The organism is Plantactinospora sp. KLBMP9567, assembly GCF_033446045.1.
Lineage (GTDB): Bacteria > Actinomycetota > Actinomycetes > Mycobacteriales > Micromonosporaceae > Plantactinospora.
Map to the genome: position 1 here is coordinate 70,281 of NZ_JAWQRR010000022.1, position 13,219 is coordinate 83,499.

At 67.7% G+C, this 13,219-nt stretch carries 13 protein-coding genes and 1 pseudogene; 3 read left to right on the plus strand and 11 right to left on the minus strand.

The window, feature by feature from the left end; translation table 11 throughout:
* The first annotated feature begins 5 nt into the window (after nucleotides 1–5).
* Nucleotides 6–1,151 carry a DUF3644 domain-containing protein gene (locus R6Y94_RS18000; protein WP_318397027.1) on the plus strand — a complete coding sequence of 382 codons (1,146 nt, stop codon included), beginning with the start codon at nucleotides 6–8 and terminating at the stop codon, nucleotides 1,149–1,151.
* Nucleotides 1,152–1,173: 22 nt separating this feature from the next.
* Here the strand turns inward: R6Y94_RS18000 and R6Y94_RS18005 are convergent, their stop codons facing one another.
* The 10 genes from R6Y94_RS18005 to amcA are packed head-to-tail and all read right to left on the minus strand — an operon-like array spanning nucleotide 1,174 to nucleotide 9,711.
* Nucleotides 1,174–1,980 carry an aminoglycoside phosphotransferase family protein gene (locus R6Y94_RS18005; protein ID WP_318397028.1) on the minus strand — a complete coding sequence of 269 codons (807 nt, stop codon included), beginning with the start codon at nucleotides 1,978–1,980 and terminating at the stop codon, nucleotides 1,174–1,176.
* Nucleotides 1,977–2,627: a histidine phosphatase family protein gene (locus tag R6Y94_RS18010; RefSeq protein ID WP_318397029.1), complete on the minus strand. Its 651-nt coding sequence runs from the start codon at nucleotides 2,625–2,627 to the stop codon at nucleotides 1,977–1,979. Before R6Y94_RS18010 ends, R6Y94_RS18005 begins: the two co-directional genes overlap by 4 nt.
* A 22-nt stretch (nucleotides 2,628–2,649) precedes the next feature.
* Nucleotides 2,650–3,387 carry a phosphotransferase gene (locus R6Y94_RS18015; protein ID WP_318397030.1) on the minus strand — a complete coding sequence of 246 codons (738 nt, stop codon included), beginning with the start codon at nucleotides 3,385–3,387 and terminating at the stop codon, nucleotides 2,650–2,652.
* Entirely contained in the window at nucleotides 3,384–4,199 is an 816-nt protein-coding gene (locus R6Y94_RS18020) for a class I SAM-dependent methyltransferase (protein WP_318397031.1), read from the minus strand. Before R6Y94_RS18020 ends, R6Y94_RS18015 begins: the two co-directional genes overlap by 4 nt.
* 24 nt (nucleotides 4,200–4,223) lie before the next feature.
* Entirely contained in the window at nucleotides 4,224–4,745 is a 522-nt protein-coding gene (locus R6Y94_RS18025; RefSeq protein WP_318397032.1) for a topology modulation protein, read from the minus strand.
* A 51-nt stretch (nucleotides 4,746–4,796) separates the two neighbouring features.
* Nucleotides 4,797–5,843 carry a hypothetical protein gene (locus R6Y94_RS18030; protein WP_318397033.1) on the minus strand — a complete coding sequence of 349 codons (1,047 nt, stop codon included), beginning with the start codon at nucleotides 5,841–5,843 and terminating at the stop codon, nucleotides 4,797–4,799.
* On the minus strand, nucleotides 5,825–7,561 hold the full coding sequence (locus R6Y94_RS18035; protein ID WP_318397034.1) for a carbamoyltransferase: 1,737 nt from the start codon (nucleotides 7,559–7,561) through the stop codon (nucleotides 5,825–5,827). Before R6Y94_RS18035 ends, R6Y94_RS18030 begins: the two co-directional genes overlap by 19 nt.
* Complete coding sequence (locus R6Y94_RS18040) at nucleotides 7,558–8,538, minus strand: thymidylate synthase (protein WP_318397035.1); 981 nt, start codon at nucleotides 8,536–8,538, stop codon at nucleotides 7,558–7,560. The genes R6Y94_RS18035 and R6Y94_RS18040 overlap by 4 nt, the downstream gene beginning before the upstream one ends.
* A 21-nt stretch (nucleotides 8,539–8,559) precedes the next feature.
* Nucleotides 8,560–9,528, minus strand: a complete 969-nt coding sequence (locus R6Y94_RS18045) for an NAD-dependent epimerase/dehydratase family protein (RefSeq protein ID WP_318397036.1) — start codon at nucleotides 9,526–9,528, stop codon at nucleotides 8,560–8,562.
* A 6-nt stretch (nucleotides 9,529–9,534) separates the two neighbouring features.
* Nucleotides 9,535–9,711 (minus strand): multiple cyclophane-containing RiPP AmcA, encoded by a 177-nt coding sequence (amcA, locus tag R6Y94_RS18050; protein WP_318397037.1) that lies wholly within the window; start codon nucleotides 9,709–9,711, stop codon nucleotides 9,535–9,537.
* 482 nt (nucleotides 9,712–10,193) lie between these two features.
* Between amcA and R6Y94_RS18055 the strand changes: the two genes are divergently transcribed.
* On the plus strand, nucleotides 10,194–11,528 hold the full coding sequence (locus R6Y94_RS18055) for a helix-turn-helix transcriptional regulator (RefSeq protein WP_318397038.1): 1,335 nt from the start codon (nucleotides 10,194–10,196) through the stop codon (nucleotides 11,526–11,528).
* Here R6Y94_RS18055 and R6Y94_RS18060 read toward each other — a convergent pair.
* Entirely contained in the window at nucleotides 11,525–12,181 is a 657-nt protein-coding gene (locus R6Y94_RS18060; protein ID WP_318397039.1) for an HAD family hydrolase, read from the minus strand. The genes R6Y94_RS18055 and R6Y94_RS18060 overlap by 4 nt on opposite strands.
* Before the next feature lie 163 nt (nucleotides 12,182–12,344).
* On the opposite strand from R6Y94_RS18060, the pseudogene R6Y94_RS18065 reads away from it, so the two are divergent.
* Nucleotides 12,345–13,004 (plus strand): annotated as a pseudogene (locus R6Y94_RS18065) (pentapeptide repeat-containing protein); the annotation flags it as partial.
* Between the last annotated feature and the right edge of the window lie 215 nt (nucleotides 13,005–13,219).

A 13,219-nucleotide genomic window follows, 5' to 3' on the forward strand; every position in this document is an offset into this window, starting at 1 on the left:
GCAGCATGGCATACGCCCGTTGGCACCACATTCTCGTCGAGTCGCAGCGACATGCCCTCAAAGCAGTTGACGAGTGGAACTCTTCAAACGGCAACTACTCCGACTTCTTGACCCACATGCACAAGGCGTGGCACTACCTGCTCCATGCGGAGTTCCACAGAGCCAAGATCGACTATCGCTACAAGGATCCCAAGACCGGTCAGTACAGGCTCATCGACGGTGAGCCGAAGGCCTGGGACCTTGAGTGGTGTCTGAAGCGGCGCTATCCGAACAGCGGTGACCCGATTCGGCTGAACGCCGAACTCTTCGTAGCGCTTCGCAACAAGGTGGAGCACCGATACGAGCACAACCTGAAGATCGCTACGGGCGGCAAAGCACAGGCGCTTGTAATGAACTACGAGCACGAGATGGTGAGCCACTTTGGACCCGCCTTCAGCCTTGCCGATCGGCTTCGCTTTCCCGTTTCGCTTCAGTCCCTTACAGCTGAGGGGCGTGAAAGGCTCCGAGTGGCGGCTGCCAAGCTGCCGAAGGGCGCCCGCGATCTGGTAGCAAAGTTTGAAGCGGCCATCGATCCAGCTGTATTGGACGACCTGAAGTACGACTATCGGGTTCGATTGGTGCCCATCGTCGGTTCGAAAACCGATGCCGATTTGGCGATCAACTTCGTCAGGCTTGACGACCTGAGCGAGGAGGAGCGCAAGGTCATGGTGCAGGCGGGCCGTCAGGGAACCGTCATCGTCAAGAACCGACATGTCGAGGTGGCGGGTAAGGACAAGCTGCTCCCCGCTCAGGTTGCTCGTCTCGTCGAAGATCAGCTGCCCTTCGAGTTCAGAGTTCGCGAGCATACCGAGATGTGGCAGCGGCTCAAGGTGCGGCCTGTTGCTGGAGCTGATGATCCATACGGCACCGATGCTTGCTACTGCGTCTACAACGAGGCGTTCAAGGGCTACGCCTATACGCCGGCCTGGGTGGCGCTGATTCTCAAAGAGATCGGTACGGTGGAAAAGTACCGAGCCTTCTTCCTGCGTGAACCACGCATGAAAAAGGTAATAAACATGCCGAGGCAGGCGACGCCGTCCAGTTCGGGTGATCAACAGCTCGGGAGGAAGATCAGCGTGAGACCGGTTGATAATTCGGCTCGACCAGGATAGCCACCTCGCCGAGTTCTGACCATTAGCGCGCGCTTAGCTCAGCGGCAGGGGCGTTTGTGCTGCACGACCTGGTCAGGGCGTCGAAGCAGGCGCAATGCTCAATCACCTGGTTGTCCGTGGCGGTGAGCGGGCCGTACTCGTCGAGGAAGCTATCGCGTAGGTCCGGTCGCAAGGGCCAGATGCGAGTCGCGAGGCGTACGAGGTCTCGGGCGGGCAGGTCGTAGCGGCTGTGTTCGAAGTCGATCAGGCGAACGATCCTGTCGTCGCCGTAGATCATGTTTCGGGGCGTGAAGTCGAGGTGACACGGCTGGGCCGGTAGCGGGGCGAGGGCTTGGAGGGCTCGCATGTGGGCCCGTACCTCGGCTCGGTAGCTAGGCGTTATCCGGTCTCCGGCTCGGTGAATCCAATACTCGGATCGATCGGCGAGCCAGGCTGTCCAATCCGGCTCCAGCCTCGGCGGTCCGGCGGCGTGAAGCGTCTTGAGTAGCCGCCCGGCTTGGCGGTATGCATCCTGCTCGGCCTCGGGGCAAAGTCTTCGCTGGTTCAGCGGTACACCTGGCACGACGGTGATGATGATCGCGGGCGGATCGTCGGCTGTCGCGAGTAGGCGGGGGGCCTGGTCACCGAGGGCCAGAACCCAGGTCCGGTAGGCATGTACCTCCTGCGTGTGCCGTTCTTGGCTGCGGTGTGGTTTGACTATCACCTCCCCGTGCTCGGCGGTCGAGGCGCGGAGCAACTGAGTACCTGCGTGGCCCGGGTACCACGTCACGGGTACCGCGCCGGTGTCGAGAAGACGCCGGCAGAGTTGGAGGAGGTCGGTGCTGCTCATCGCCCGGGTTCGAGGTGGCGGGTGTCGTTGTGGGCGACGAGTTGCCAAGTGGTGCGGCCGAACCGGTTGGTCGGTCGCTGCCACCGGGTGACCGAGGCGTGGTCGGTGACGAAGCCGAGCCGCAGGCAGGCGTCCTGGGGGAGTGTGAAGAGTAGGTTGTTGGCGGCCTCGATGGTCTCGCCGTGGGCGGCGATGAGGATTCGCTGGCCCTCGTGCCGGGCGAGGATCTCCTGTAGGGCTTTGGTTGCCCGGTCGAGGTATTGGTTCCACGTTTCGGACCCGTCGGCGTATGGGGCGTCGGGGGCGTGTTGGGGCGGGCCCTGAAAGGCGGTCTTGACGTCCGCCCACGGGCGGCCATCGGCGTCGCCGTGGTGAGGCCCGCGAAGTTCCGCCTCAACGGTGGGCGGTAGGTGGAGAGCCTTCGTGATGATCTCAGCGGTCTGGACTACCCGGAGTCGGGGGGTGGAGTAGAAGACCGCATAGGGGCGGGTTGCGTGCTCGGCAGCCAGCCGGGCAGCGAGCCGGGTGACCTGGTGGCGCCCCCGGTCGGTCAGTCCGGTGCAGCCGCGTTCGCCGCCGACGATTCCGGCGACGTTGCAGGCGGCTTCGCCGTGGCGGGCGATGACGAGTTCGGTGGTTGGGGCCATCGGCAGGGCTCCTTCGGGGCGGTCAGGTCGGTGTGAAGGCGTCGGGCCACGGCCGGACGGTGGGCCACGGGTGCCGGTATCCGTTGGTGCCGAGGTAACGGAGGGTCAAGAGGTGGTGCAGTTCGGCGTACTGCCGCAGTTCGTCAAGGTCGCAGACGTTCGGCGCGATTGCGGCTCGGTAGGCATCGACGCAGTTCATGATGGTCTGCTGGCGGAGTCGGCCGTATGTCATCGAGGCGGTAACGAGCAGGCCGGCCAGGTCGTAGCCGAAGGGGGCGAGGGTGAGATCGTCGAAGTCGACGACAGCGACGCTCTCTCCCTCAACGAGGTAGTTGCGTACGTTTGGGTCCTTGAAGAAGGACGCAGGTCGACCATGCCTGTCGAGAACAGCGTCCAGCGCGGCCAGGTCTACGCCGGTGACACGGGCGGCCCGATGCAGCGCCTCCCGACGCGGCCTGGTGAAGTCGGGAAGCACCTGCCCGGTCGACGTGGTGTGCGGTTGGTCGAGGCGCGCGGAGTGCAGCTCTCTCCGATACGCGGCGTTGTGCAGTCGACCGAGCGCGGACGCCACGCGAGGCAGGTCGGGCACCTCGGGTGTCCGGCCCGGCAGCCGCTCGAAGGCTAGGTGACGACTCGTCCGTGCGACCAGGTGCGGGAGGCGGACCCCGGACTCCAGCGAAGTGAGCCAGGCGTAATGGGCCGCCGCTGCCGAGCAACGTTGTGGGTCGTCGTACCGCTTGAGGAAGAGGTTGCTGGTCATGGCCGTGCTGCCAGGACGTAGCTGACGGTGGACCGGGTCGGAAACGGCGGCACCGGCAGCCGTTCCCGGAGGATCGCGGCCAGGTCAGCTGGCCCGCCCGCCGGGTGGATCCGGTATTTCGGGGTCGTCGCTAGGTATCGGGCGAGGTGCGTGGCATCGGCGAACTCGAAGAGGTGCTGCTCGTGCAGGACATCGAGCACGGTGAGATGAGTGGCGGCGATGTTGACCAGGTTGCCGCTGTGGAAGCTCTCGTAGAGGCTCGGCCGGCTGGCAGCGTCGGGGTCGAGGTTCGCTGCTTGGACGAGCTGATCGAGTTCGGCGTAACTGTCCAGCGACTTGGTCACCAGGACGGCGACACCTCCGGGACGGAGGCAGCGGGCGATCTCCGCGACCACGGCGGCCGGTGTGGTCGAGTGGTAAAGACAGAACGCGGCCACCGCCGCGTCGGCCATCGCATCGGGCAACGGCAGCTGGTGGAAATCGGCGCAGACCGCCGAGCCGACCTCGCCGGCCTCGGCCAGCCGGGTACGGACGGTGTCCAGCAGCGTGGCCGAGGCGTCAACCGCGATAAGCCATCGAGGGCGGAGACCGGCAGCGATCCGGAGCGCGGCGGTGCCTCGCCCGCAGCCGATGTCGAGCACGACCGCACCGGGTGAGGTCCGCTGGGCGAGCAGGTCGACGACGACTTGGGCGGCGTTTCGCCCAACGATCTTGGCCTGGTGTAGCGCGCGGGTGCGTTCCGCGAGCCGGTCGTCGGTGCAGTACAGGTCGCCGCGGACCAGCGCGGGGTCGAGGAACGGGTTAGCCGACACCGGCCGCCTCCCGTCCCGGCCCGGTTACGTCATCGGCTGGGCCTGTTGTCGTAGCCGGTCGACCAGTCGGTTGGCTTGCCGGCGGCTGCGCAGTGAGATCAGTCGGACGTGCGGCCCGTGTTCCCGGACGAGGGTCTCGACCCGGGGCCGCATGGTGCGTCGGTAGCCGAGGATGTAGCGGACGAAGTTCCAGGTGATCCGGTCGTAGACGCCGTCGGCCTGGTGCTGGCCGCCCCGGTAGCGCCAGCGTCGTTGGGTGATGCCCCAGAGGCAGGTCATGGCGGGTAGGTCGAGGAAGATCACGGTGTCGGCGGCGGCCAGCCGGATGGGTAGGGTGCCGGCGTAGTTGCCCTCGATGACCCACCGTTCGCTGGCCACGAGTTTCTCCTGCTGGGCAGCGAACTCGTCCTGGGGCAGCGGGTTCCACTGCTCGTCGTAGTAGATCGAGTCGAGGTGGGTCAGCGGCGCGTCGAGGATGTGGGCCAGTTGCCGGGCGACGGTGGATTTGCCGCTGCCGCCGCAGCCGATGATGGCGATCCTGTCCATGGTCCTCCAGGGTAGGGGTGGGACGGGGTGAGGTCGGGCGGACACGGCGGGTCATGACGGCACCCGGCCCGAATGGCGCAGAAGATCATCGAGTACGGCGAGTTGGGTGGAGAGCCGGAACGGGGCGAGACGGCGCAGGCAGGCGGCGATCAGGTCGGCGTGGTCGTTGGTGCCGGCGACCTCGGCGAGCCAGCCGACCCGATCCCGTACGTCGGTGGCGTCGGTGATGTGCAGGCTCGCTGGTACGAGTTCGGCGGCGCTTCGGATGGTGGCGGGCAGGAGCGGAGCGCAGCCGGCGAGGACCGCTTCGAAGATCCGTTGGGTGATCTGGCCGACACGGGCGTAGCGGTCGGATAGCAGCAGCACGGTGGCGAGGGCGTTGGCATGGATCTCGGTGACCTGCGGGAACGGGACCCGGCCGATGAAGTTGAGGCCGGGCCAGCGGTTGGTGTCGGGCCACTTGCCGGCGATCAGGTGGGGTAGCTGCGCGGCGGCGGGCGCGAAGAAGGTGTCGAACGCGTCGTCGCGGTCGTACTGGTTGCCCACGTATACCAGTGGGTTCGGCCGGGGGTGGGCGGCGAGTGCAGCGGGATTGGCGGTGTCGATGGCAGCGTCGGCGACGGGGAAAAGCAGCGGCACCGCCCCTGGGCTCGGGTGCAGCGCAGGCTCGCAGACCGTGACGTGGTTGAGCTGGCGGAGTGAGGCATGCCGGTCGAGTTGTCGGTCCTTGTCCCAGATGATCGTCGGGATGCCGATTTTGTGGGTGTAGTGGGTGAGGAGTTCGGCTTGCCGGTGTAGGTCACAGGTGTGACCGGACCGGCCGCAGGGCGTGATGTTGCGGCCGGGGATGGGCCAGCGCCACTCGAGAAACAGGACGTCGATGTCGGGCAGGTCGTTGTCCCACCGGTAATACTCGGTGAGGTCGTTTCCGGCTTCGTCCAGGTCGCGGTTGCGCTGGAGGAACAGGATGTCGTGGCCGGTGTGGCATAGGCCGTCGATGAGTGTGCGGCGGTGGCTGCGTCCGCCGTCGGGGGTGTCGAGGATGCCGGGGCCGAGGAATCCCCAGCAGCTGTAGCCGATCAGCACTTGGTCACCCACCAGCCTTCGATGAGCAGAGCGTCCAGGCCGGTCGCGGTGAGGCAGGCCAGGGCCATGTCCGGGGTGCCGCAGATTGGTTTGCCCTTGACGTTCAGCGAGGTGTTGATCAGGACGGGGTGTCCGGTGATCGCGCCGAACGCGGTCAGGACGTCGGCGAGAAAGGGATGCTGTGCGTGGGTGACGGTCTGCACCCGGGCGGTGCCGTTGGCGTGGACGATCGCGGGTAGGCAGGTACGGGTCAGGTCGGTGACGGGGGCTGCGATGGACATGTACGGCGAGGGTTGACGCAGCTGGACGTAGTCGGCGGCCTTGTCAGCGAGGATGACCGGGGCGAACGGCCGGAACGGTTCGCGGAACTTCACGGTGGCGTTGAGCCGGTCCACGACGCCGGGCGAGAGGGGGGAGGCGAGGATGGACCGGTTGCCCAGCGCGCGTGGCCCGGCCTCCAGCGAGCCGGCGAAGAGCCCGACGATCGCCCCACTAACGAGCCGCTGGGCAAGGTGGTGGACCGGATCGTCCAGGCGTTCGGCGGCCAGGCCGGGGCGCGGTTCGGTGTGCAGGGTCAGCTTCGGGTACGTCGGGCCGAGGTAGCAGCGCTGTTCGATGCCGGTGGGTGGCCGGCCGGTGGTGTCGAGCCAGGCGGCTGCTGCGGCGCCGATTGCGGTGCCGGAGTCTCCGGGCGCGGGCGGTACGTGCACCTCGTCGACGATGCCGGCTTGGGTGATGAGTCCGGCGGCGACGCAGTTCATCGCCACGCCGCCGCCGAGGCAGAGCAGGCCGGACCCGGTCAGCCGGACGGCTCGCTGGGCCAGGTGCAGCATTACCTGTTCGGTTCGTTCCTGGAGTGCGGCGGCCAGGTCGGCGTGCACGAGTTCGACCGGTGCGCCGGGCAGGCGGGGTGGGCAGGTGGCGGCGGTGAATGCCGGTGTGGTCCGGCCGTACCGGCTGGAGAGCACCCGCAGCGGCAGCAGGGTCGGATCGAGGGTGAAGCCGTTCTCGGTGAGGCGGATCGCTCGGCTCATCAGGTCGTGGAAGCGTTCTGGGCTGCCGAGCGCGGCCAGTGCCATCACCGTGCCTTCCTCGTCGCCCCGACGCCAGCCCAGGTGCTCGGTGACGGCGCCGTAGGCGTAGCCGAGCGATGCGGGGTCGTCGACCGCGTCGTGCAGGGCGAGTCGGAAGGGTCGGGCGTCGTGCTGTGCGGCGTGCCAGATGGTGGTGGTCTGGAGTTCGCCGAGGCTGTCCACGATCAGGACGGCTGCGTCGTCCACCCCGGCGGAGAGGAACGCGTAGAGGGCGTGTGCGCGGTGGTGCTGTATCGGGCGGAGGCGGGCGTGCGGGAACCGTCGGGACAGGTCCCGCATCCTGGCCTGGTAGCGGCGGCGGACGGTGAGAAAGCTGCGAGCACGGGGCACCGCGCGGGCGCGCGTCACGGAAGCGGCCAGGTGCGCGGGCAGTTGACCGAGCGCGGGCAGGTAACGGCGGCCGTCAAAGTTGTACGCGACTGTTGTCACCTGGTCTGCGGTCAGCCCAGCCTCGGCCAGAAGCCAGGCGACAGCGTTGGACGGGTACGCCTTGCTGTGCTTGACCCCGTCGAGGCGCTCCTCTTGGACGAAGCCGATGAGGTGTCCGTTGACCAGGAGCGCGGCGGCCGAGTCGTGCGTGTACGCGCACAGGCCCAGCACGACGTCGGCGTGGCGGCTGTCCAGTCGCGCCTTCATCCTCGTACGCCCTGCGTGGCTGTGGCGACGGTTGGGGCGAGGTGGTCGTACCAGCTTGAGAGGGCGTGGCCGAGCGGGCCGGGAGTGGCGGCGGCCAGCTTCCGCGCCTGGTCACGGTTGCCTGTCTTCCAGGATCGGTAACTGCTGAGGGTCCGGCCGAAGGCGTCCCAGGTCGGCCCGTCTGCCGAGTCGGTGGCGCCGGAGATCACGCGTTGGAGAAGGGTGTCGAGGTCCGGCCAGGGCACGGTGACCGGCGCCAGTTCGGCGTCGCCGGGCAGACCGTGCAGGCAGGCGGCGGCTGTTCCCGTGTTGTTGGCATAGAGGTGCAGGGAGTCGACGTGGTGGTGGTACTCGCCCAGGTCGACGCCGAGCCAGCCGGCCATCAGCTCCTGAATCAAGGTCGTGGTGAAGATGTCGTAGGGGAAGCCGAGCCACAGGTCCTGGCTGCGCATGCTGGTGTGCACCACCAGTCGGCCCTGGCGGATGAAGAAGCGGTAGCCGAGGGTGCAGGGCACGTCCCGGTATCCCCGGTGGTCGCGGGACGGATCGTAGAGCTGGATCACCGCTCGCCGGGAATTCCGGTCGGCGTGCAGTTGGCGTCGTACGGCGTCGAGTTGATCGACCGTGGCATCGAGCTGGTCGATCCGGCCGCCCCACCGGCGCAGCCGTGGGCCGTAGGCGCCACGGAGCACGCCGTCGTCGGCGTACTGGCGGAGGTTGTCGTTGTAGTCGAAGATCCACGGGTCGTCGGAGCCGGAGAGGATCCACAGCGCCTCGGCAACGGCGAAGGCCGGATTGATCACGCGGGCTGGCGGTACGTGGACGATCCGTCGTCGGGGATTCGTCAGGCAGAGGTGGGCGCCGATGACCTCGGTGGTGGCGTGGTCGCGTGGGGATGCGGTGCGACCGTTGAGTAGTACGGCCTGGCAGGCGGCGGTGAAGAGTTCGCTGGCCGAGTCGGCGGTCAGAACGATCATGAACGGGCTCCGTTGCGGTGTTCAGGAGGTGAATGTGGCGAGCCGGTCGCGGGACAGGTCGACCAGCCAGGCGGCCTGGCGGGCGAGTCCCTCGTGCAGGCCGACGGTGGGCCAGTAGCCGAGCAGCCGGCCGGCGCGAGTCAGGTCGGCTGCGGTCGCCGGAACATCGCCCGGCTGGGCGGGTACGACCTTGATCGGCACCTGCCGGCCGGTGACCTTCGATGCCTCGTCGATGACGCCGCGCATGGACACGCTCGCGCCGCCACCGACGTTGACGGCTGTGGCCCGAACGTCGAGATGAGCTGCGGCGATGGTCGCGGTGACGACGTCGCTGATGTAGGTGAACTCACGGTGTTGACTGCCGTCGCCGAAGAGGGTCATCGGAAACCCGGTGTAGGCGGAGAACAGGATCCGACCGATCAGCATGTCGGGTCGCTGCCGAGGCCCGTACACGGTGAAGTAGCGGAGTGCGACGACGCTGAGCTGGCTGTCGGGGCGGCGGGCGTAGGCCAGGCACAGGTGCTCGGCGGCGAGCTTGCTCACGCCGTACGGGGATATCGGACAGGTCGGATCGCCTTCCCGACTCGGCCGGTTCGTCGGACCGTAGACGCTGGACGACGATGCGAAGACCAGCCGTCGTACGCCCTGCCGGACGCACGCGTCGAGGAGTCGATGAGTGCCGAGGACGTTGGTCTGGGCGTAGTCGAGGAAGTCGCTGCCCCAGGACTGACGGACGCCGGGCCGGGCGGCGAGGTGGAAGACAGTCTCACAGCCCTTCACCACGTCATCGAGTTGATCGGTGGCCAGGTCCAGGTGGCATGGCGTGAACGACGGGTTGGAGACTGCGGCGGCGAGGTTCTCGTCCGCGAGGGCGTGCTCGCCCAGTCGGCGACGGTCCAGGCCGATCACCGTCACGCCTCGGGCCAGTAGCGCGTCGACGAGATGCGAGCCGATGAACCCAGCCGCCCCGGTCACCAGGACTCGGAACATGGATCGTCACGCCTCCTTTCGTGTGCTGCGTTCGAAGATCAGCCGCCAGGAGTGGGCGAGCAGGGGAGGATCGACCGCCGGAACGCATGCCCGACCGATCGCGGTCCGGCGGCTCCTGCACTCCTGTCCGTCGGCGCCGTTGGCAGCCGTCGTGGCGGCGTTGCGGGAGAGGTAGATGGTCATCGCCGTACCGCCTTCTTGCCGGCTCGGTGGTACGGGGCGTGCCGGCGGTGCTTGCCGGAGACGGGCCGCTTGCGGCCGATGTGGCGGACCCGCCGGGGGGACAGCGGGTCCGCCACCGCAAGGCTGCGGGTGGGAGCAACCCGCCGGTCACCCGCCCGCGCAGCCCCAATGGCAGTACGCAGGCGAGGAGACAGCCCCACGACATTGGAGCCATGAACCATCGCCGCAACCAGGCGCGGGCCCGAGATCGTCTTGTCGAGACTGATCAACGTGTCCACGATCTACCCCCTGAGCTGTAGGCGATTCGGACTGGCCGCGTAGCCGCCGTCGGGCGGCACAGTTCGAGGCTCGGCAATAGCGAACCGTCTTGGGCCATCGGCCGGTACCGTCCACTGCCCGTCCAATCGCAACCAGGTAGTGACGAGCCGTAGCCGGACTGGCTAGCGTGATCTACGTCGATTGGCAATGCCCGGAGGTGTCCGATGGCGGAGCGGCGCTATCCCCCGAACCGGCGGCTCGCGTGGGAGAGACTCCAACGCGGGTGGTCGTACGAGGAGATCACCGAACGAATCCGTAGTGAGATGACCCGCGCCGGCGAGACCGACACCGGGCTGAACGCCAACACCGTCCGACGCTGGGAGATCGGCGAGCGGTGGCCGGACCCGCGCTACCGCAAACACCTCGTCGCGATCCTCGGTAAGCCAGCGAGCGACCTTGGCCTGCTCACCCCCGACGAGCTGGCCGTACGCCCGGAGGCGGAAACACTGCACGAGTTCAGGAGGTTGTGGGACATGCTCACCGGAGACGACAACGGCAACGGTTGGGACCGCGCGTCCGTACTACGCGCCTTCGTCGGCGCCAGCATGCTGCCCCTGGTCGCGCCACTGCTGTCCCTCGACCCCGACGCCGCACACGCCGACAGCAAGACCGTCGACCCGGACGCGTACCGGCTGATCGTGCGTTGCCAGCGCGAGCTGTACTGGACCAGCCCGGCCCGGCCGCTCTACGAGGCCGCCTACGCCCACACCCAGCTTGGCATCGGGCTCCTACGCGCCGCCACCGGCACCAACCGCGCCAGCCTCGCCAGCGCCCTCGCGGAATCCGCGCTGCTTACCGCCCGGCTCGCCTTCTTCGATCTCAGCCAACCCGCCATCGCCGAACGCTGCTACGACGTCGCCCTCGCCGCCACCCGCGAAGCCGGCGACCACGCCCTGGCTGCGGCTGTTCTCGGCCACACCGCCTTCATTCCCGCGTTCGGTCACGACCCAGCCAGCGCTCGCCCGCTGATCGACGCAGCCATCCAACACACCTGGCACGGTGTCAGCCCCATGGTCCGCTCCTGGCTGCACTGCGTCGCCTCGGAGGTGGAGGCACGGGCCGGAGCGGCAGCCGCAAGCCGCCGTCACATCGACCTGGCGGCAGGGGCGATCGACGGCGACTCCACCCCGCCGGAATGGCTCGACTTCTACGACAACGGCCGCCTGCACTCGTTTGCCGGGTACGCCGCCCTCGCCAGCGGCGACCACCGCGAAGCCACCGGCCAACTCGACCAGGCGCTCGTCGGGCTCACCGGCACCAGCGCGAAGCAGCGCAGCGTTGTCCTCGCCGACCTCGCCACTGCCAATGGCAGTGACGGCGACCAGGCCGCCGACTACCTCAACCAGGCCGTCGACGCCCTGCACACCGACTGGTACGGCACCGGCCTCGACCGGGTCCGCGCCGTCCGGCCCCTACTCGGCGACAGCCGACACGGTGCCCAACTCGACGAACGCATCGCCGCTCTCACCGCCGGCCGAGCGGCTCTTCCGGGTAGTTAGCCGGCCGACTCGTTGTGCTTGCGAACGAGGTCGGGCAGCTCGGCCAGCGAGTCGAGCTGGAACAGGCAGCGGTCGCTGACCGCCCTGTCGTCGAGGATGTAGCCCCACGGGCCACGACGGACCAGAGCGGTCGTAATCCCCGCCTCCTGCGCCGGCCGGATGTCGTTGTCCAACCGGTCGCCGACGTAGAGCACTTGACCAGCCGGGCAACCCGCCTCGGCCACCACCCGTTCGAAGAACGCTGCGGACGGCTTCTCCACACCCCAGCCGTCCGAGGTGCCGATGACGTCGACCGGCAGGTCCAGGGCACGCAGGATCGTCTCCGCCCGCGCGGTCTGGTTACCGGCCAGGCCGACCCGCAGCCCCGACTCGCGCAGCGCGGCGAGGCACGGTCGGGCATCCGGGTACAGGTCCTCCTGGGTGAACGACTCCGGCTGTCCCGCCGCCGTGCGGCGCTCCCGCTCCACGGCCAGGTCGAACCCTGGCCGGAACACCTGGAACGTCTCCCGGTAGTCGAGGCCCCGAGCGATCGCCGCGCCGAAGACGGCGGAGAAGGTGTGGCGCGGTACGCCGAGCCAGTCCGCCCAGGTTCCGTACTCCCGGGACTCGTCGACGATCGTTTCGCCCACATCGAAGAACACGCTCGCGATCACACCTCGATTGTGCCCCTGGACACGCAGAGTGACCTACGGGGGGTCTGCGTGGCGTCGGAAGGTTACTGGGATAACTGGAACAGGAAGAAATGACTGCTGACACAGTTGTAGGCATTCGATCGGGGGCGCTGCCGCCCCCGCGTCCCGAACAGACTGGGGACTCATGCGGACAACCACCATCGGTGACGTGAGGCTTCTGCTCCCGGATCTCGACTCGGAAGATCTTGATACCGTCCACGATCCGGCGAGCGACCTCACCAAGGCCAGCATCGAGGGTGTCTCCTGGCACGGCGCACAACTGGACGATGTCAGTATCCGTAGCAGCCGGATCAGTGGCGCGGACTTCAGCGAGAGCATCTGGGAATCCGGGACCATCTGGGGCAGCGAGATCACTCGCACCGACCTTTCCGGTGCGGCTCTGACCGGGGTCGCCATCGAACGCTGCGCGTTCACCGGCTCGCGGTTCACCGGTACCCGGCTGACAGATGTACGCCTCAAAGACGTCCTCTTCGACGGCTGCCGCTTTGACTACGCCACCTTCCAGCGCGTCGTCGCCGCCGGAGCCGTGGCCTTCACCGACTGTACGTTTAGCAACGCCACATGGTCGTCCTGCCGACTACCCAAAATCGCCATCAGGTCCTGCCAGTTGACCAGCCTTGAACTCGAGTCCTGCCAGCTCCAAGGCGCTGACCTTCGGGACAGCCGCCTCCACGATCTCAGGGCAGCACTCGTCAACCTGCACGGGGTTACCCTCGGCCAAGAACGACTTTCGGAGCTCACTCAGATGGCTATCGCGGAGCTACGCCTTGACGTGCGGGCCGACTTAGAGCTTCGGAGCGCGCAGCCCTCCCAGGCGGCGACCGCCGCAGAGCAGCCCGCTATCCATCCAGGCACTCGACGCTCTGCACACCGCCTGGTACGGCAGCGGCCTCGCCCGTTCTGACCTGGTCGAACTTCCGACATCCGGCGACCGGGTCGGCAGATGATCGGGCGATCGTGCTGGCCGTCTCCGCCGGGACCTCGCTGAGACTTACCCCG

What these genes read in the sequence shown, in the direction of transcription:
- R6Y94_RS18000 (WP_318397027.1), top strand. Translation starts at nt 6, where the DNA reads ATGGCATACGCCCGTTGGCACCACATTCTCGTCGAGTCGCAGCGACAT.
- R6Y94_RS18005 (WP_318397028.1), bottom strand. Translation starts at nt 1,980, where the DNA reads ATGAGCAGCACCGACCTCCTCCAACTCTGCCGGCGTCTTCTCGACACC.
- R6Y94_RS18010 (WP_318397029.1), bottom strand. Translation starts at nt 2,627, where the DNA reads ATGGCCCCAACCACCGAACTCGTCATCGCCCGCCACGGCGAAGCCGCC.
- R6Y94_RS18015 (WP_318397030.1), bottom strand. Translation starts at nt 3,387, where the DNA reads ATGACCAGCAACCTCTTCCTCAAGCGGTACGACGACCCACAACGTTGC.
- R6Y94_RS18025 (WP_318397032.1), bottom strand. Translation starts at nt 4,745, where the DNA reads ATGGACAGGATCGCCATCATCGGCTGCGGCGGCAGCGGCAAATCCACC.
- R6Y94_RS18035 (WP_318397034.1), bottom strand. Translation starts at nt 7,561, where the DNA reads ATGAAGGCGCGACTGGACAGCCGCCACGCCGACGTCGTGCTGGGCCTG.
- R6Y94_RS18040 (WP_318397035.1), bottom strand. Translation starts at nt 8,538, where the DNA reads ATGATCGTTCTGACCGCCGACTCGGCCAGCGAACTCTTCACCGCCGCC.
- R6Y94_RS18045 (WP_318397036.1), bottom strand. Translation starts at nt 9,528, where the DNA reads ATGTTCCGAGTCCTGGTGACCGGGGCGGCTGGGTTCATCGGCTCGCAT.
- amcA (WP_318397037.1), bottom strand. Translation starts at nt 9,711, where the DNA reads ATGACCATCTACCTCTCCCGCAACGCCGCCACGACGGCTGCCAACGGC.
- R6Y94_RS18055 (WP_318397038.1), top strand. Translation starts at nt 10,194, where the DNA reads ATGGCGGAGCGGCGCTATCCCCCGAACCGGCGGCTCGCGTGGGAGAGA.